General features: G+C 71.1%; 18 protein-coding genes. 11 read left to right on the top strand and 7 right to left on the bottom strand.

From position 1 onward, the window contains the following. The first annotated feature begins 110 nt into the window (after nt 1-110). The 9 genes from ACWEVN_RS00760 (at nt 111) to ACWEVN_RS00720 (ending at nt 10,574) form a co-directional block, all read left to right on the top strand. A complete protein-coding gene (locus ACWEVN_RS00760; RefSeq protein ID WP_004563013.1) occupies nt 111-314 on the top strand; it encodes a cold-shock protein in 204 nt (67 codons plus the stop codon). 64 nt (nt 315-378) lie between these two features. Beyond that, the gene (locus ACWEVN_RS00755) at nt 379-603 is read left to right on the top strand and encodes a heavy-metal-associated domain-containing protein (RefSeq protein ID WP_310968023.1); all 225 of its coding nucleotides are present in this window, start codon (nt 379-381) and stop codon (nt 601-603) included. A gap of 221 nt (nt 604-824) precedes the next feature. Then, nucleotides 825-1,859 carry an ATP-NAD kinase family protein gene (locus ACWEVN_RS00750; protein ID WP_449684837.1) on the top strand — a complete coding sequence of 345 codons (1,035 nt, stop codon included), beginning with the start codon at nt 825-827 and terminating at the stop codon, nt 1,857-1,859. Then, entirely contained in the window at nt 1,856-2,596 is a 741-nt protein-coding gene (locus ACWEVN_RS00745) for a thiamine pyrophosphate-dependent enzyme (protein WP_452049735.1), read from the top strand. Before ACWEVN_RS00750 ends, ACWEVN_RS00745 begins: the two co-directional genes overlap by 4 nt. 97 nt (nt 2,597-2,693) lie before the next feature. Further along, nucleotides 2,694-3,956: a GAF domain-containing protein gene (locus ACWEVN_RS00740; RefSeq protein WP_452049734.1), complete on the top strand. Its 1,263-nt coding sequence runs from the start codon at nt 2,694-2,696 to the stop codon at nt 3,954-3,956. A 29-nt stretch (nt 3,957-3,985) separates the two neighbouring features. Beyond that, nucleotides 3,986-5,107 (top strand): sensor histidine kinase, encoded by a 1,122-nt coding sequence (locus tag ACWEVN_RS00735; RefSeq protein ID WP_452049733.1) that lies wholly within the window; start codon nt 3,986-3,988, stop codon nt 5,105-5,107. A 191-nt stretch (nt 5,108-5,298) separates the two neighbouring features. Next, nucleotides 5,299-6,708, top strand: coding sequence for a hypothetical protein (locus tag ACWEVN_RS00730; RefSeq protein ID WP_452049732.1), 1,410 nt, complete (start codon nt 5,299-5,301; stop codon nt 6,706-6,708). Nucleotides 6,709-6,737: 29 nt separating this feature from the next. Beyond that, nucleotides 6,738-7,679, top strand: a complete 942-nt coding sequence (locus tag ACWEVN_RS00725; RefSeq protein ID WP_449684857.1) for a glutamate ABC transporter substrate-binding protein — start codon at nt 6,738-6,740, stop codon at nt 7,677-7,679. 60 nt (nt 7,680-7,739) lie between these two features. Then, complete coding sequence (locus ACWEVN_RS00720; RefSeq protein ID WP_452049731.1) at nt 7,740-10,574, top strand: tetratricopeptide repeat protein; 2,835 nt, start codon at nt 7,740-7,742, stop codon at nt 10,572-10,574. 66 nt (nt 10,575-10,640) lie between these two features. Here the strand turns inward: ACWEVN_RS00720 and ACWEVN_RS00715 are convergent, their stop codons facing one another. Beyond that, nucleotides 10,641-11,234: a PaaI family thioesterase gene (locus ACWEVN_RS00715; protein ID WP_452049730.1), complete on the bottom strand. Its 594-nt coding sequence runs from the start codon at nt 11,232-11,234 to the stop codon at nt 10,641-10,643. A 225-nt stretch (nt 11,235-11,459) separates the two neighbouring features. Between ACWEVN_RS00715 and ACWEVN_RS00710 the strand changes: the two genes are divergently transcribed. After that, entirely contained in the window at nt 11,460-12,794 is a 1,335-nt protein-coding gene (locus ACWEVN_RS00710) for an MFS transporter (protein ID WP_452049811.1), read from the top strand. 64 nt (nt 12,795-12,858) lie between these two features. On the opposite strand, the gene ACWEVN_RS00705 is transcribed toward ACWEVN_RS00710, so the two are convergent. The 5 genes from ACWEVN_RS00705 to ACWEVN_RS00685 form a co-directional block, all read right to left on the bottom strand. Then, entirely contained in the window at nt 12,859-13,113 is a 255-nt protein-coding gene (locus ACWEVN_RS00705) for a hypothetical protein (RefSeq protein WP_449684831.1), read from the bottom strand. 2 nt (nt 13,114-13,115) lie between these two features. Beyond that, nucleotides 13,116-13,589, bottom strand: coding sequence for a hypothetical protein (locus ACWEVN_RS00700; protein WP_449684830.1), 474 nt, complete (start codon nt 13,587-13,589; stop codon nt 13,116-13,118). 5 nt (nt 13,590-13,594) lie between these two features. Next, nucleotides 13,595-14,149: a SigE family RNA polymerase sigma factor gene (locus ACWEVN_RS00695; protein ID WP_452049729.1), complete on the bottom strand. Its 555-nt coding sequence runs from the start codon at nt 14,147-14,149 to the stop codon at nt 13,595-13,597. A 4-nt stretch (nt 14,150-14,153) separates the two neighbouring features. Then, nucleotides 14,154-14,465 carry a hypothetical protein gene (locus tag ACWEVN_RS00690; protein ID WP_449684829.1) on the bottom strand — a complete coding sequence of 104 codons (312 nt, stop codon included), beginning with the start codon at nt 14,463-14,465 and terminating at the stop codon, nt 14,154-14,156. A 167-nt stretch (nt 14,466-14,632) separates the two neighbouring features. Beyond that, complete coding sequence (locus ACWEVN_RS00685) at nt 14,633-15,844, bottom strand: L,D-transpeptidase (RefSeq protein WP_449684828.1); 1,212 nt, start codon at nt 15,842-15,844, stop codon at nt 14,633-14,635. Between the two features lie 457 nt (nt 15,845-16,301). Here ACWEVN_RS00685 and ACWEVN_RS00680 point away from each other — a divergent pair, with 457 nt between their 5' ends. Beyond that, nucleotides 16,302-16,505 (top strand): cold-shock protein, encoded by a 204-nt coding sequence (locus tag ACWEVN_RS00680; RefSeq protein ID WP_003097368.1) that lies wholly within the window; start codon nt 16,302-16,304, stop codon nt 16,503-16,505. A 105-nt stretch (nt 16,506-16,610) separates the two neighbouring features. Here ACWEVN_RS00680 and ACWEVN_RS00675 read toward each other — a convergent pair whose 3' ends face one another. After that, nucleotides 16,611-17,051: a hypothetical protein gene (locus ACWEVN_RS00675; RefSeq protein WP_452049728.1), complete on the bottom strand. Its 441-nt coding sequence runs from the start codon at nt 17,049-17,051 to the stop codon at nt 16,611-16,613. Nucleotides 17,052-17,489 lie beyond the last annotated feature (438 nt).

The raw sequence follows: 17,489 nt of genomic DNA, 5'->3' as shown, positions 1-17,489 counted from the left end.
GCAGAATTCAGCGGGCGTAGTGTCTCCTCGCCGAGGAAGCAAACCGTCCGGGTGCTGACCCGGGTCGCCGAAGTGGCTTCCTGTTTTGGTGTTACACATGGAGATTTTTGATGACTCAGGGCACTGTGAAGTGGTTCAACTCCGAGAAGGGGTTCGGCTTCATCACCCCCGACAACGGTGGCGGCGACGTCTTCGTTCACTACAGCGAGATCCAGGGTAACGGCTTCCGTACCCTCGAGGAGAACGCTCGCGTCGAGTTCGAGATCGGCCAGGGCCAGAAGGGCCCGCAGGCCACGTCGGTCACCGTGATCTGACTTTGATCTTGGGAAAGGGCCGTCACCCGTTCGGGGTGGCGGCCCTTTTCGTACGCTGCGCACCATGATCGAGCACGGTTACACCGTTTCCGGCATGAACTGCGGCCACTGCGCCCAGTCGGTGACCGAAGAAATCGCGGCGCTGCCCGGAGTGGCCGAAGTGGACGTCGACGTCGCGGCCGGCCGAGTGCTCGTGCGAGCGGAAACCGCGCTGGCCGAGGACGACGTCCGGGCTGCTGTCCGCGAGGCGGGCTTCACCTACGAAGGCGTCGCCGACCTGGTCCGGTAGCCCGTTGCCGGGGACCCACCTGCGGTTGGTTCTTACCCGCCCGTCGCTCCGGGTAGGACTGTCCACTGAAGATCACCGGGTGAGACGCGCAGTGTGATCTCCGTCGCTTCGGCCGCGTACCCGCGCTAAGACGGCACCACCAGCACTGCAACGCCCTGCAACCCTTCCGCTCCGCCCGATCGCGGAGTCTCCTGTTCTCCGGTGACAGAACGGGAGGTCAGGTGGGTGAAACGGTGGCGGGGATCGTCGCGAACCCCGCTTCGGGGCGGGACATCCGCCGGCTGGTCGCGCAGGCGTCGGTGTTCCCCACCGCGGAGAAGGCGAACATGGTCCAGCGGCTGCTGGCGGCGTTCGCTGTCACCGGGCTCGACCGGGCCCTTGTCTCGACCGACCTCGGCGGCATCTCCGCCGCGGTCCTGCGTGCCCTGGGGCGCGGTGGCTCCTGGCCGAAGGTCGATTTCTGTGAGGACGACGCTCTCACCGGCACCGCCGCGGACACGACGAACGCCGTGCGCCGCATGGTCGAGGCCGGTGCCGGGGTCATCGTCGTCCTCGGCGGAGACGGGACCGCCCGGGTTGCCGCCAAGGCTTGCGAAGACGTTCCGCTGCTCGCCCTCTCCACCGGGACCAACAACGTCTTCCCGCAGGTGCGGGAGGCGACCGTCGCCGGCCTGGCCGCGGGGTTGATCGCCACCGGGCAGATCGACCCGGACCTCGTCACCCATCGCGTCAGTGTGCTCGAAGTCGTCACCAAAGCCCGCAGGGAGATCGCGCTCGTCGACGTCTGCGTGTCGCTGAGCAGGCACATCGGTGCGCGGGCGCTGTGGGACCCGTCCTCACTCACCGAGCTGTACTGCACCTTCGCCGAGCCGGACGGAATCGGCCTCACGAGCGTTCCAGGCCAACTCTGTCCCAGCCCTCGGTCGAGCCCGGACGGTGTCGCGCTGCAGCTCGGGCCGGTCGGGGAGACGCCGTACGTCGTGCACGCGCCGATCGCACCCGGGCTCGTGCGGCCGGTCGGCGTGCGCGGGTGGGGGCTCCTCCGCCCCGGGGTGCGTGTCGAGCTCGCTGCGGCGGGCGGTGTCATCGCTCTCGACGGCGAACGCGAACTCGAACTCAAAACCGGTGAGAGCGCGTTCGTGGAGCTCAAACCGGACGGGCCTTGGGTCGTCGACGTCCGGGCCGCGATGGCGGAGGCAGCGCGAAAAGGGCTCCTGCGCACGGACACCGAACCGGGGAAGGAGCGCCGGAGATGACGGACGCCCTCCAGGGTGCGTATCGCGTGATGCGGACCATCCGGGCCGTCGAAGAGCAAGTCCGTGCGAGCGGGCACCCCTACGCCGGCGAGGAAGCCCTGGCCGCGGGCGTCTGCCTCCACCTCGACAGCCGTGACGCCATCGCGGGCACGCACCGCCGGCACGGGCACCGCATCGCCAAGGGCGTCGACGTCCGGGCCGTTCTGGCCGAGATCCGGCACGACCGGCTGCTCACGACGAACACGCGAGGCGGCGTCCCGCTGCTCATCTGCGGTGCCGCGATCGCCGCGAAACAGCAGGACCTCGGCGGCGTCGGCGTCGCCTTCCTCGGAGACGGCCCCGGCACGACGCTCGAGGCGCTGAACCTCGCGTCGGCCTGGCACCTCCCCGCCATCTTCGTCACCGAGGACACCGGTTACGCCGATCGGGTGGCCGGGCTCGGTGTGCCCGGGGTCGTCGTCGACGGATCCGACTTCTTCGCCGTGCACGAAGCGGCCGGAGAAGCGGTCGGCCGGGCCCGCGGCGGCGGTGGCCCGACGCTGATCGAGGCCGGCTTCCCCCGGCACGTCGGGGACTGCCTCCAGCGGTTCCGTACTCGCGTCACCGACAGCGGTGAGCTGCGCGAACAGGTCCTCGACGCGATCGACGCCGAGGTCGCCCGGCTCATCCAAGCCTCGATCTCCGCCCCGAACTCCGCCCCGGACGAGCTGGAGACCGACGTCTACGTCTCGTACTGACCGCACGAACGACCCGGGGAAACCGCGACGTGCGCCACCTACCGATCATCCGGCCGAAACGGCAGACTCCGAGGAGGCACAGCACTAGGAGCGGCGGTTGGGGCAGCGAGACCTCGAGGCGGCGTTGCCGGCCGGGGCGGATCCCCGGCGGCATGCCCGTGTCCTCGCGCAGGTGCACGAAGCGGCCCTGAACGGCCAGGCGCTGCCCAGCAAACTGCGCCCCGTCATCGGCGCGTCCTGGCAGCGGATGCGCCGGCTCGGCATGGACCCCGACAGCCGGGCCGCCGCGCCCGTCCTGAGCTTCGAGCAGCTGGAGACCCGTCGCCGTGCGAGCGGGCTGACCGACGCGCTGCCGATCCTGCGCGGCGGCCTGATCAGCCTCGCCGAGCAAGCCGCGCACATCATGGTGATCGCCGACGCCGGTGGCGCCGTCCTCTGGCGGGACGGCAGCGCCGCGGTCCGCCGCCGCGCCGACCGGCTCGGGTTCGTCGAAGGCGTCGACTGGCAGGAGGAAGCCGTCGGCACTAACGCGATCGGCACCGCGCTCGTTGCGCGCGGCCCGATCCAGGTCTACTCGGCCGAACATTACGTCCGTGCTCAGCACTCCTGGACGTGCGCGGCCGCGCCCCTGCACGACCCGCGCGACGGCAGGCTGCTCGGCGTCGTCGACCTCTCCGGGCCGGCCTCGACCGTCCACGCGACGACGTTGGCGCTGGTCGACGCCGTCACGCGGCTCGCGGAAGCCCAGCTGCGCACCACCCACCGCACCGAACTGGAGAGACTGAGGGGCTTCGCCGTCCCTGTCCTCGCGAAGGTCGGCGGCCGCGCCATGGTGGCCGACGAACACGGCTGGGTCGCCGCGGCCGCCGGGCTCGCGCCGGTCGACCGGGTCGCGCTGCCCACCGGCCTCGGGCCCGGACGGGCCTGGCTGCCCGCGTACGGCGGCTGCTCGGTCGAGCCGGTCCCCGGCGGCTGGCTGCTCCGGCTGACCGAGAACGACGCCGCGCCGCCCACCCGCGTCGTGCTCGACGTCCGGTCGCCGCGCGAGCCCGAGCTCACCGTGGCCAGCGCGGCCGGGACCTGGACGCACCGGCTCAGCCCGCGCCACGCCGAAGTCCTCTATGTGCTGGCGAGCCGCCGCGACGGCCGATCGGCGTCCGAGCTGTCGGCCGACCTCTTCGGCGACGCCGGCCGGACCGTCACCGTCCGAGCCGAAATGTCCCGGCTGCGACGGCACTTCGGCGGCATCCTCGGCGCGAAGCCGTACCGCTTCGCCGACGACGTCGAGGTCGTGGTGCGGCGGCCACCGGACCCCGAAGCCGTGCTGCCGCACTCGCTCGCCCCGGCCATCCGAGGCTGACTTCCCGGCGAAGCGGGATCATGGACGCCGTGCCGAAACGCCTGCCCGACACCATCGCGCCGAGCTGGCTGGTGGTGCAGCTGCTCGGCACGCTCTTCTTCGCCGCCACCCTCCTCACCGCCCGCGAAACCGACCCGCGCATCTGGACCGCGTACGGCGTCGCGACCGCGGGCTGGCTGGGCTTCGTCCTGCAGACACGGCGACGGCCGAAGACAGCGGCCGCATTGCTCGCCGCCGCCAGCGCGCTGCCGGCGGCGATCGTCGGCTGGGCGGGGGACTCGTCGGCCATCCTGCTGTCCGTCATCGCTCTCGGCCGGCTCGCGACGCTCACCTCGGTCAGCGTCGGCACGATCCTCGCCGCCGGCCTCCTGGACGTCGCGCTGGCCGTCACGTCGCACGCGCTCGCCGGGTACTCCCTCGGCGAGTCGCTCGCCGACGCCGGCGTGATGCTGCTGCTGGTGCTGCTCGGCCTCAACCGCCGCCAATACGAAGTGCAGGCGACCCAGAGCCAGGCGCTGCTGGAGCAGACGCGGCTCGCCCAAGCCGAGCACGCCCGCGCCGCCGCGCTCGACGAACGTGCCCGGATCGCCCGCGAACTCCACGACGTCCTCGCGCATTCCCTTGGCGCGCTGGGTGTGCAGCTCGAACTCGCCGAAGCACTGCTGGCCGAAAAGTCCGATGTAGACGGTGCATTGCGATCCGTCCGGCGATCGCGGAGTCTCGCTGCGAACGGGCTGGCCGAGGCGCGCGACGCCGTCGCCGCGTTGCGCCAGGATGTCCCGCCGCTGACCGAAACCCTCGCCGCGGTGGCCGCCGCGCACGCCCGCGACCACGGCGTCGCCGTGGACTTCGCCGCCGACGGCGCACCGCGGCCGCTCCCGTCCGCGGCGGTCGTCGCCCTGGCCGGAGTCGCACGCGAAGCCTTGACCAACGCCGGCAAGCACGCGCCCGGCGAGGACATCCGGATGCGGCTGAGCCACGCGCCCGGCGTCGTCCGGCTCGACGTCCGCAACACGCTCGCGGCGTTCACTCGGACAGGTGAAGGCTTCGGCTTGGCCGGCATGCGTGAGCGGCTCGCCCTCGCCGGCGGAACGCTGACGTCGGGCCCCGGCGACGGCCACTGGCGCGTCCTGGCGGAAGTCCGGACCTGATCACCGGTGTGCCCGGGAACACATCCGCCCAGATCACGTGCTGATGACAGCGGGCGGTGCCGGTGGCTGCGCGCGCGGCGACTCGGCTACCTTCTGCGGGTACGGCTCACAGCGATCTTTTTCGGGGGCTCCGGGAGGCGAAGCCCCCGGCCTGGGGCGATGCCCCGGATGGCAGGGGGAGGAATTCGGGGATGACCAGCACCGCGACGGCCCCGGCGCCCGCGCCGGGAGCTCCGCCGTCGCCACCGGACAACCGCGACCGCACCGGGGGCCGCAGCGGCCTGCTCGGGCTGCTCGACCTGCCGGGCCAGGGGGTCCGCGCGGTCATCCGGTCGGCCGCGACCACGCCCGGCCGGCTCACCGTGATCGCCGTCGGGCTGGTGCTGCTGGCGCTGGTCGCCGGGCTCGTCGCGACGCTGTCGGTGCAGGACCGCGACGACACGATCAGCGGCGTCATCGACCGCCGCGAGCCCCTGGCCGCCGCGTCGCAGCAGGTCTACCGCTCGCTGTCGGACGCCGACGCGACCGCCGCGAGCGCGTTCCTCTCCATCGGCACCGAGCCGCCCGAACTCCGCCAGCGTTACGAGCGGGACATCGCCGAAGCCGGCGCCGCGCTCGCCAAGGCCGCGTCCGACAGCGCGGACGTCGCCGCCGCGGCCGCCCCGGTCGACATGCTGAACCAGCAGCTGCCCGTCTACACCGGGCTCGTCGAGACGGCCCGGGCGAACAATCGGCTCGGCTACCCGGTCGGCGCGTCCTACCTGCGCGAGGCGTCCGAGCTGATGCGGGCGAAGATCCTGCCTGCCGCCCAGGACCTCTACCGCGTCGACACCGAGCGGCTCATCGAAGAGCAGGACAGCGCCACCGGATTCCCGTGGCTCGCCACGATCCTGGTGGTCGCCTTGCTGGCCGCGCTGATCGTCGCCCAGGTCTACCTGACCCGGCGCACCAACCGGCTGCTCAACGTCGGGCTCGTCGTCGCGACGGCCGCCGTCGTGGTGTCGCTGCTGTGGGGCGCGGTCGCGCTGATCGTGCAGGGCAGCCTGGTCGGCAGCGGCCAGGACGACGGTTCGCACCGCGTCGATGTTCTCGTCCGAGCGCGGATCGCCGCGCTGCAGGCCCGCGCAGACGAAACGCTGACGCTGGTCGCCCGCGGCGACGGCGGCACGTACGAGAAGGACTTCAGCGCCAAGGCGGTCCAGCTGGTCGGCGAAGACGGCCAAGGTGGTCTGCTCGGCGAAGCCCGCGGCCTGATCAAGGACGGCGCCGGCGCCACGAAGATCGCCGACGCGTCGGCGGCCGCGACAGACTGGCTGAAGGCGCACCGGCAGGTGCGCGCCCAGGACGACGCCGGGGCGTACCAGGAAGCCGTCGACTCCGCCGTGCAGGAAGACGCGAAAGGTGGCTCCGCGCCGGCGTTCCGGCGGCTCGACGACAGCCTCCAGGCGGCCATCGACGTCGGACGGCAGGACTTCGTCGACGACACCCACAACGGCGACCGCGCACTGACGCTCCTCGCGCCCGGCTTGGCCGTTCTGGCGATCGTCGCCGCGGCGGGTGTCACCATGGGGATCCGGGAGCGACTGAGGGAGTACCGGTGAACAGGCGCGGGAACACGGTCCGGGCGGGTGTGCTGGCGGTCGTCGCGCTGCTGGCGGCGTCCTGCGGCAGCCCCGGGAAACCGGTCGACCCGGCGCCGGTCGGCAACGCCGCCTGGCCGCAGCCCGCGCACGTCGGCGGCCCGGACGCGACGGCGGGCGGGACCTCCGACACGAGCTGCAACCCGCTGGCCAGCCTGTCGCCGACCAGCACGACCGTCCCCGACAACTCGACGATGTCCGACATCCGCAAGCGCGGCAAGCTGATCGCCGGCGTCGACCAGACGACTTACCTGTTCGGCTTCCGCAACCCCACCTCGGGCAACCTCGAGGGCTTCGACATCGACATGGTCAACGCGGTCGCGAAGGCGATCTTCGGCTCGGCCGACGGCCACGTCCAGTTCCGCGCGATCCCGTCGTCGCAGCGTGAAGAGGTCCTGAAGAAGCACCAGGTCGACATCGTGGTCCGGACCTACAGCATCACCTGCGCGCGCAAGAAGGACGTCGAGTTCTCCTCGGTGTACTACGTGGCGGGCCAGAAGATCCTGGTCACCAAGGAGTCGAAGGCGCAGAAGCTGGCGGACCTGAGCGGCAAGCGGGTGTGCGCGACCAAGAAGTCGACGTCGCTGGCGAAGATCGCGACGGACCCGGCCAAGCCGGTGCCGGTTTCGGTGGACAACTGGTCGGACTGCCTGGTGATGCTCCAGCAGGGCCAGGTCGAAGCGGTGTCGACCGACGACACCATCCTCGCCGGGATGGCCGCCCAGGACTCGACGCTCGAGGTCCGCGGCGAGCGGCTGACCCAGGAGAACTACGGCATCGGCGTGCCGAAGGACCACGAGGACATGGTCCGCTACGTCAACGCGGTGCTCGACCAGCTCCGCGGAAACGGCGTGTGGCAGGACAGCTACCGCCGCTGGGTGGAAGCCCGGCTCGGCCCGGCTTCGCCGCCGTCGCCCCAGTACCAGCAGTGAAGGTAACTCAGCGCGACTAGGATCGATCTCCGCACGTCGCAGGGGATCCGGGAGGTAGCAGTGTCGGAGGAGCCGCGCCGTCCTCGGCACGCCGCGCCGGACGACGAGCCGCAGCAGGTGGCCACGCCGAGCTGGCAGCCGCCGCCACCGGTGCGGTGGGAGACGCCGGAGCCGTCGATCTCGGGCCGCCTCGACGACGGCGAACCGGCCGGACAGGCACCCGGGCGCCGCCCGCCGACGCCGCCGCGCGGGCAGCCCCGCCCGCCGATCCCGGGCGCGGAAGATCCGACCCGCCCGCCGGGCAGCATCGCCCCGGTCGCGCCGCCGACGCAGGCGTTGCGCCCCGACGCCGGGGCGCCGCAGCCGCCGAACGTGCCGGTGGCGCCGAACGTGCCGGTGGCGCCCTCGGCGCAAGCCATGCGCCCGAACTCCGACGCGCCGCAATCGCCGGCGCAGGCCGGGCGCCCGAATCCTGACGCGTCGCAGCCGACGCAGGCCGTGCGCCCGAATTTCGATGCGCCGGTCGTCCCGTCGGCGCAGGGCGTGCGCCCGGATCCTGATGCGCCGCAGCCGACGAGCGTTCTCGCCGCGCCGGCGCCGGAAACTCAGAGCATCATGCCGCCGGTGCCGCGGCCGGACACCGGGCCCGGGGCGCCGCTGCCCGATCCGGGCACCGAAAGCGTCCTGCCCGAGCGCACCAGCGAAGGCCGGCACACCGGCACCGGCACGGGAACGGGCACCGGAACGGGGACCGGCAGCGGCTCGGACTCCCGGTCCGGCGCGTTCCCCGGCACTTCGCGGCGGACGTCGTCGCGGACGTCGCGGTCCCGTCGCGGCCGGCTCGGGGCCGGGCTGGTCGAGGTGCCGCCGGTTCCCGCGCGCGATCCCGCGTCCGCGGTGCTGACGAATCCGGTGGTGTCGGAGGAAAAGCGGTTCTGCGGTAGCTGCAACGCGAAGGTCGGCCGCGGCAAGGACGGCAAACCCGGTTCGCCGGAAGGGAAGTGCGAAAACTGCGGTGCGCCGTTCTCGTTCCTCCCGAAGCTGCAGCCGCACGAGCTCGTCGGCGGCCAGTACGAGGTCCTCGGCGCCATCGCCTACGGCGGTCTCGGGTGGATCTACCTGGCGCAGGACCACAACGTCAGCGACCGCTGGGTCGTCCTCAAAGGACTGATCGACACCGGGGACGCGACGGCGATGGCGGCCGCGGCCAACGAGCAGCGGTTCCTCGCCGAGGTCGAGCACCCGAACATCGTCAAGATCCACAACTTCGTGCAGCACCCGGACGCCCACAGCGGGACGACCACCGGCTACATCGTGATGGAGTACGTCGGCGGCCAGTCGCTGCGGCAGCTCGCGCTGGCGCACCACCGGGAAAGCCGCCGTCCGGAGCCGCTGCCGATCGGCCAGGTCATCGCCTACGGGCTGGAAATCCTGCCCGCGCTCGGCTACCTGCACAGCCAGGGCCTGCTCTACTGCGACCTCAAGCCGGACAACGTCATCCAGACCAACGAGCAGCTCAAGCTGATCGACCTCGGCGCGGTCCGCCGCACCGACGACTACGAGAGCCCGCTGTTCTTCACCACCGGCTACAGCGCACCGGAACTGCCCACGCAGGGCGCGTCGGTGGCGTCGGACCTGTTCACCGTCGGGCGCACGCTCGCCGTGCTCAGCTTCGAATTCACCGGCTACACCAGCAAGTTCAAGACCACCCTGCCCGGCCCGGACGCCGTCCCGCTGTTCGCGCTGTTCGGTTCGTACCACCGGTTCCTGCGGCGGGCGACGCACTCCGACCCGGACCGGCGGTTCCTCTCCGCCGAGGAGATGTCCGACCAGCTCACCGGGGTGCTGCGCGAGATCATGGCGCTCGGCACCGGCAAGCCGCGGCCCGGCGTGTCCACGGTATTCGGCCCGGAGAGCCGCACGTTCGGCGTGCAGCTGGTGGTGCCCGAAACCGGCGCCAGCGTGCCGCTGCCGGGCGCGGACGAGGTCGTCGCCGGGCTGCCGATCCCGCAGGTGGACACGGACGACCCGGCGGCGGGCGTGCTCGCCACCACGACCGCGCTCGACCCGCGGGCCGCCATCGAGGCGCTGGCCGGCGCGCCGCGGGAGTCGATCGAGGTGCGGCTGCGGATCGTGCGCGCCCGGATCGAGCTGGGCGAGTTCGCGGAGGCCCAGCGGCAGCTGCAGGCCGCGCAGTACCTGGCCATCAAGAACGGCTTCCCGCACGACTGGCGGATCGACTGGTACCGCGGCCTGATCGAGCTCGCGGGCGGCCGTTCGCGGGTTGCGCACGTCGCGTTCGAAGCGGTGTACGACGACCTGCCGGGCGAGATCGCCCCGAAGCTCGCGCTGGGTATCAGCGCCGAAGGCGTCGGCGACTACTTCGCCGCCGCGCGGTTCTACGAGCTGGTCTGGCGCACCGACCGCACCTACGTCAGCGCCGCCTTCGGCCTCGCCCGCGTGTACCTGGCACAGGGTGCGCGGGCGAGTGCGGTCGAGGTGCTCGAAACCGTGCCGCCGTCCTCCACCCACTACGTCGACGCGCAGGTCGCGGCCATCAAGATCAAGACGACCGCGACCAAGGCCAACGGCCGCGAGACCCCGGTCACCGAGCACGACCTGCTCGACGCGTCGGCCCGGCTCGAGCGGCTCCGCCTGGACGCCGAACGCCGGACGCAGCTGTCCGCCGGTGTGCTCGAAGCCGCGCACGAATGGCTCAAGCAGGGCAAGCCGACGCCGGGCGCGCGGGTGCTCGGGTGCCAGCTCGAGGAACGCGAGCTGCGGTTCGGCCTCGAACGGTGCTACCGGGCACTGGCGCGGCTGGCGGGCACGGTCGACGAGCGCATCCAGCTGGTCGACCGGGCCAACGCGATCCGCCCCCGCACCCTCACCTGACGCCCTCGTGAGTGGTAAAGCGGGTTCTAACCCTCCTTACCACTCACGACCAGCAGCGGAAGAGGCTCAGGGGTTGATCTCCCAGTCGCGGGCGCCGCGCTCCCGCTGGTTCTTCTCGTGCTGCGCGGCCAGCTTCTCCAGCGCCTGCGAGTCACCGTGGGTGCTGAAGTGCTCGAAGCCGACGACGACGAACAACGCCCGCGCGCTGACCGCGATCGGGCCGTCCTCGGCGTCGAGGCGGCCGTCCGCGCTGACGTAGATCTTGCGGCCCGCGATGCCGTCCAGCCGGGTCTCGATGAAGAGCGTCGAACCAACCGGCACCGGCCGCCGGAAGTCCGTCTCGAGCTTGCCGGTCACCGCCGGGCGGCGCATCAGGTTGCCGACCGTCGAGCCGAGCGCCTCGTCGAACGCGCAGGCCAGCAGCCCGCCGTGAGCCAGCCCCGGCGCGCCCTGGTGGGCCTTGGTGACGGTGAACCGCGAGTGCACCACCTGGCCCTCGCCGACGGTCGAACGCAGCTGCAGCCCGGCGTCGGCCTCGTCGCCGCACCCGAAGCACTCCCGGAAGTGCACGCCGAGCTCGGTGCCCGGTTCCGGCGCCTTCGGGTGCGGCACCGCGGGCTCCACCGCCACCGGCGGCCAGGGTTGAGAAACACGACTCATGCGCTGACGTTAACCGGCGGGTAACCGCCCCTCGCGCGCGCCCCGGCCGCCCACCTCTCTCAGTAGCCGGAAAGTTCCCCACCGTAGACAATTCACGGCTCAGACTGCCGAGGTGGGAGAGCCGGTCAAGACTGGGCTGATGAGCTCGAACGGCCCAATGGGCACTGCACGGGAGGAGTCGTCGCCGGCATGAGCGAACCAGCAGCAACGACGGGCAAACCGTCGGTGGACGAGAGAACCGTCAAGCGCGCCGTGTGGGCGTCGGCCATGGGCAACGCCACCGAGTGGTACGACTACGGCGTCTTCACCTCGGGCGCGATCGCGGTGAGCATCGGCACCCAGTTCTTCCCCGGCGAGGGGAACGCCGTGCTGAAGTCGCTGGCGCTGCTCGCCGTCGGGTTCATCGTGCGGCCGTTCGGCGGGGCGTTCTTCGGGCCGCTCGGCGACAAGCTCGGCCGCAAGCGGGTCCTCGCCATCACCATCCTGCTGATGTCCGGCTGCACGTTCCTGGTCGGCGTCCTGCCGACGTACGCCGGCAGCTACAGCATGGGCATCGCGGCGCCGATCGCGATCCTGCTGCTGCGGATCATCCAGGGCTTCTCCACCGGCGGCGAGTACGGCGGAGCGGCGACGTTCATCGCCGAATACTCCCCGACGAAGCGCCGCGGCTTCTTCGGCAGCTTCCTCGAACTCGGCACGCTGGCCGGTTACGTGCTCGGCAACCTCGTCGTGCTCTCGGTGACGCTGTCCCTGTCGGCCGACCAGGTCGACGCGTGGGGCTGGCGGATCCCGTTCTTCGTCGCACTGCCGCTCGGCCTGATCGGGCTCTACCTGCGGAACAAGCTCGAGGACACCCCCGAGTTCCGCCGGATGGAAGCTGCGGGCGAGGCGCCGAAGAAGGCACCGCTCAAGGAGATCTTCGTCCGCAATTGGCGGATGATCCTCAACCTGATCGGCATCGTCCTGCTGCTGAACGTCGCGGACTACCTGCTGCTGACGACGATGCCGACGTACTTCACCGACACGCTGAAGATCAACGACAACACCTCGACGCTGATCATCATCGCGGTCGAAGTCATCCAGATGGCGATCATCATCCCGCTCGGCGCGCTGTCCGACCGGATCGGCCGGAAACCGCTGCTGCTCACCGCGGCCATCGGGTTCCTGGTGCTGAGCTGGCCCTGCCTGAAGCTCATGCAGTCCGGCAGCATCCTGTGGCTGTTCGTCGGGTTCCTGATCGTGGCGGTCCTGCTGGTGTTCATGCTCGCGGTGATCGGTTCGACGTTCCCGGCGATGTTCCCGACGCGCGTCCGCTACGGCTCGTTCGCGATCGGGTACAACGTCTCGACGTCGCTGTTCGGCGGGACCTGCGGCGTGATCGTGACGGCGCTGATCAAGAGCACCGGCAACGAGGACTGGCCGGCGTACTACCTGATGGCGGCGGCGTTGATCGCGATCCTCCCGATCATCAAGATCCCGGAGACGTCGCAGGTGCCGATGGACGAGATCGACACCGAGGACAGCGGCGGCAAGCCGGCCTCCGCGGCCGCTCAGCGCTGAGCGGCCGCCGGACAGCCGTGTGCCCCGCCCGGATCACCGGGCGGGGCACACGTGCGCCGGAGGGTCAGTTCGCGTCGTGGCGAGGAGTGAAGCGCTTGCGGGACCAGGCGGCGAGCGCCCCCGCGACCACGACGGCAATTCCGGTTTCGACGATCAGTGCGGCGAGCACCATGTGCTTCCTCCTCGGGTTCTCGGGCCGGCGCGAGGCGTCCGGCTGAGCAGGTTGTCCGGTGTCCGAGCGGAACACCACCGGACATATCGCCACCAACCCGCCGGATATTTCGCCGGAAACCCACAAAAGCGCGGTGATCTGCACCACGGCTAACGCGTGGTCGTCGCCGTCGGGGCCGCGGGCCTGGTCGCGTCCGGGGTCGAGGAAGGCGTGGGCACCCGCCCTGGGCGGGACGTTTCCCGCGGGCCCGCGGACGGCGCCTGCGGAACCGACGTCCGCGACGAGCGGGACCGGGTCTGGCCCGGCTCGGCCGTCGGCGACTCCGGCGCGATCGACGTCGCCGGCACCTCGGCCGACGTCGGGGGAGTGGTGCCGATCGTGGACAACCCGGGGCCGGCGGGCTGCACCGGCTCCGGCGGCCCCACCCGGTGGCCGGCCAGGAAACCGGCCACCGCGAGGACGACCGCCGTCGCGGCCGAAGTGCCCACGACGGCGAAGCGCTTGCGCCGTCGCCGGACCCGGCCGCCGCGCTCGATCACGTCGGCGGCTTCGAGGCGCATCGGCGGCTGCGGGCCGCCGGCCGCGCCGGTCAGGATCGCGCGGACGTCGTCTTCGGGGTCCATGTTCGTCACCTCCCCTCCGTGGGTGCGCTGAAGGTCAACGCACCGTAATGCGGACCGAGCCGCTTGCGCAGCGTGGCCAGGCCGCGGGAGGCCTGGCTCTTCACCGTGCCGGTGCTGCAGCCGAGCGCCTTCGCCGTCTCCTCGACGCTCAGGTCCTCGAAGTACCGCAGCACCAGCACGGCGCGCTGCTTGGGGGCCAGCACGGCCAGACCCTGCCGGACCAGTTCGTCCTGGGGGCTCGCGGCGGGCTCCGCCGGTAGTTCCGGCGGAGCGTCGGTGAGCCGCTCCCGTTTCCACCTGCTGCGCCGGTGCTCGGCGAGGAACGTGCGCAGGACGATCTTGCGCGCGTAGGCGTCCAGCGTGTCGTGCCGCGACAGCCTCGGCCAGGCGAGGTAGAGCTTGAGCAGCGCGGCCTGCGTGAGGTCTTCGGCCTGGTGCCAGTCCCCGCAGAGCAGGAAGGCGGTCGATCGCAGGCTGTGCGCGCGCTCGCCGAAGTACCGGGCGAACTCGCCGTCCCACGGCGAGCCCGGCCCGGTCGACGGACGGGAGCGGGAGATCACCTGGTTACCGGGTCTCCCACACGGCCGGCAGGTGCAGGTCACCGGTGGGGCCGGCCGGGACGGCGCGGGGGACGCGCGGAGCCTGTCCGGTGCGGGCCGGCCGGGACGTCTCGCGCGGTGCGGGAACGGCGCTCGGCGTCTGCGGGCGGGTCCGGGTGGGCTCCGGGGCGGGGGCCACGGTCGGCTCGCCCGGCCGGGTCACCTGGGTCTGGGTCGGGGCCGGCGCCTGCGCCTCCGAAGCCAGCGCGATGCCACCGGTCAGGGCGCCACCGGCGAGCACGAGCGCGCCGAGGGTCAGGGCGATGCGGATACGCAAGACAGCTCCTCATTCTCGCGGGCGCGGCTGGGATCGCTGCGCCTCTGCCCTTAGTCATGCGGCGGGTGATCACCGGGGTTGCATCGGGTTTCGGGAATCTCGGGGGAAACGCGAACGGCCGGGAAGCCCGCAGGGGACTTCCCGGCCGCCCGGTGTTCGACGTCGGCTCAGTGGGCGAGCGCCGACAGCTTCTGCCAGCTCGCCCAGTCGTAGGTCCAGTCGCTGTAGTCGCCGTCCTTCGCGCTCAGCGTCTGCGTGCTGCCGGTGATCTCGACCGGGTCGCCGGTGAGAGCGCCGTCGAAGTACTCCTTGGCCCGCGCCGGCGAGAGGTTCAGGCAGCCGTGGGAGATGTTCTTCTTGCCCTGGGCCCAGACCGACGCCGCGAGGCCGTGGATGAACTCGCCGTTGTTGGAGATCCGGACCGCCCACGGCACGTTGACGTCCGTGTAGTTGTACCGGGGGTTGCTCATCGAGTAGGTCGCGTGCTTCGACATGACGACGTGCACGCCGCTGTGCGTGACGCGGCCCGGGTCGGAGTCGAGGCCGTAGCTCACCGGGTAGTCGGCGATCTGCTGGCCGTCGCGGATCACCTGCATCGTGTGCTGCGTGGTGTTGCCCTTGACGATCTGCGACCGCCCGATGGCGAAGCTGGCCGAGACGTCCTGCTTGCCGTACACGCCGTCACCGATCTTGACGCCGTAGATCTTGGCGTTGACCTTCACCTGCGTGTTGGGCTTGAAGTACTCCTTCGGCCGCCAGTGCACCGAAGCGTCGCCGGGCATCCAGGCCCACGAGCCCTCGGTCTTCGGCGTGGTCTCGACCGACAGCGCCTTCTCGACGGAGGCCTTGTCGGTGACGCGGCTCGGGAAGTTCAGCGCGATCGGCATCGCGATGCCGTACGTCTGGCCGTCACCGACGTTCAGGCTGGCCGCCATCTGCCGCTTCGGCTTGACCGTGGTGAACGCGCCGGCGATGGGGACGTTCTTGCCGTCGGCACCCTGCACCTGGCCGGTCCAGGTGTAGGTCTTGCCGTAGCCGAGCTGCTCGGTGGTGTTCCAGGTCTTCTTGTCCGGCGACGTCTGGCCCTGGACCTGCTTGCCGTCCGGGTTGGTCAGCGTGACGGACATGATCGTGCCGTCGGTGACCTGGACGCCGACCGGTTCGCCGGGCGCGACGTCCTGGGCGCCGCCCGCCGGAGTCACCGTCAGCTTGGCCGGTTGCGCGGTGGGGGCGGGCGAGCTGGTCGGGCCCCCGCCCGACGAACCGCTCGCCGAGACCGTCGGCTCGCTGCTGCACGCCCCCAGCGTGAGCACGGCGACCAAGCCCAGTGCCACGGCAGCGCCCCGGCGCCGCGTGGAGATCCTCACCGTCACACCCATTCCCCTTTGCCCCATTTGGTGCTTCCCCCCTTCGAGACGCCCCGTGGACCAAGTACGTTGAGCAACCTTGACGTGACTAACGTCACAATGGCCGGGAGGGGCTTTCACGGAGGGGGCACGGCCGACTCCGAGCCGTATCCGGTGATCACGGTGTCGCTGTGCTGCGCCAGACTAGCCGGTGGGTACGACGGAACCGGGTGGGTGCCCTACGACGTTCCGGTGACCTTGGTGTGCAGAGCCGGTTTTCGCCTCGATCACGGGGTTCAACTTTGGCCAGATCCCGGTAGTCTGCTCTCAGGCCGTCGTTTTGCGTGTTCGTGGCTTCACACTCGCGGAACTTCTGACGCGAGCCATGGAGCCGACCCGCTCTTGACTCGTCTCGTTGGAACCGCCCGGGACGGTCGGGGTGCCGCTTCGGTGGCATTCGAAGCGGATCTGTGTAACGAGGAGTACAGCGGTGGCGCAAGGCACTGTGAAGTGGTTCAACGCGGAGAAGGGCTTCGGCTTCATCGCGCAGGACGGCGGCGAAGGCGACGTGTTCGTTCACTACTCGGAGATCGAGGGCCGCGGTTTCCGCACCCTCGAGGAGAACCAGCGAGTGGAGTTCGAGGTCGGCCAGGGCCAGAAGGGTCCGCAGGCCCAGAAGGTCCGCGCGATCTGAAACTGAGGCTGAACAAGCCTCACAGGCCCGTTGCGCGTTTCAAGGCCTGAGCGAAGGGCCCCCGGCTTCCGCCGGGGGCCCTTTCTCATGGGGTCTGGTGGCGCGTCAGCGGCGTGCCACGGCCGGCGCGTCGAAGGCGTCGGCGGGGAAGTGGAACTCGTCGGTGAGGTCGCTGACCTCGCCGACGGCCTGCTGCCGCTGGTCGTGCAGGGAGGAGGCCTGGCCCTCCCAGTTGAGGCGTTCCAGGATCCATTCCTGGGCCAGCGCCTGCGGGGAGATCTGCCGCTCGGCGGCGATGTCCTTGAGCTGCTGGTTGGCGACGAGGCTCATCCGCAGCTGGATGACCTGGGCTTCTCCGAACCGCTTGCCGGATCCGGTGCTCTCGAGGTCGTTGTCGGGGGCCAGTGCCGCCAGGTAGGACGTGAGCTCAGTGTCCTCGACAACACCGTCGTCCACGGGCTTCGCGGCACCACGATGACGCCCGGAAGGCGCGGCGGCTTTCAGGTTCGTGCGGCTGCTCAAGCGGCCAAGGGAGGGAAGAGGCACGAGGGCCACGATAACGTTTGGATCTCGCCACACAAACCACTGTGAGCTACAACACGCCACAAACATTCCCCATTCAGCCCAACCCCCACCCATTCAGCCCAACCCCCCACAACAAAGAGCAACCCCCAAATAACCCACCGAGTCGATCACCCCAAAACACCCCCGCCGAGGCGTCGCGAGCCATCGGATCGGGGCAAAAAGATGACGAGGGCACCCGCCAACGCCACCGACAGGGACCGCGGGTCGCCAGAGGCGGGGTCATCAGAGGCGGGGTCACCAGCAAGCGAAGCGCCAGCTTCGCGAGGCAAACAAGGTCCGACTCACCACCCGACTCGGCCAGACCCGCCAGGGCGCGCAGCGCCCGAGGCGAAAACGCAACCACGCTGGGTCGGCAACAGGCCGCACCGTGGGGGGTCCGGGGGGCTCGGCCCCCCGGGT

This window comes from Amycolatopsis sp. NPDC003861, assembly GCF_053605405.1.
Note: the sequence above shows the minus strand (reverse complement) of the source record. Positions and strands in the feature narration are given on the sequence as shown.

Coding starts and splice junctions, on each gene's coding strand:
- ACWEVN_RS00760 (WP_004563013.1), top strand. CDS start 111: ATGACTCAGGGCACTGTGAAGTGGTTCAACTCCGAGAAGGGGTTCGGC.
- ACWEVN_RS00755 (WP_310968023.1), top strand. CDS start 379: ATGATCGAGCACGGTTACACCGTTTCCGGCATGAACTGCGGCCACTGC.
- ACWEVN_RS00745 (WP_452049735.1), top strand. CDS start 1,856: ATGACGGACGCCCTCCAGGGTGCGTATCGCGTGATGCGGACCATCCGG.
- ACWEVN_RS00730 (WP_452049732.1), top strand. CDS start 5,299: ATGACCAGCACCGCGACGGCCCCGGCGCCCGCGCCGGGAGCTCCGCCG.
- ACWEVN_RS00715 (WP_452049730.1), bottom strand. CDS start 11,234: ATGAGTCGTGTTTCTCAACCCTGGCCGCCGGTGGCGGTGGAGCCCGCG.
- ACWEVN_RS00700 (WP_449684830.1), bottom strand. CDS start 13,589: ATGGACCCCGAAGACGACGTCCGCGCGATCCTGACCGGCGCGGCCGGC.
- ACWEVN_RS00685 (WP_449684828.1), bottom strand. CDS start 15,844: ATGGGTGTGACGGTGAGGATCTCCACGCGGCGCCGGGGCGCTGCCGTG.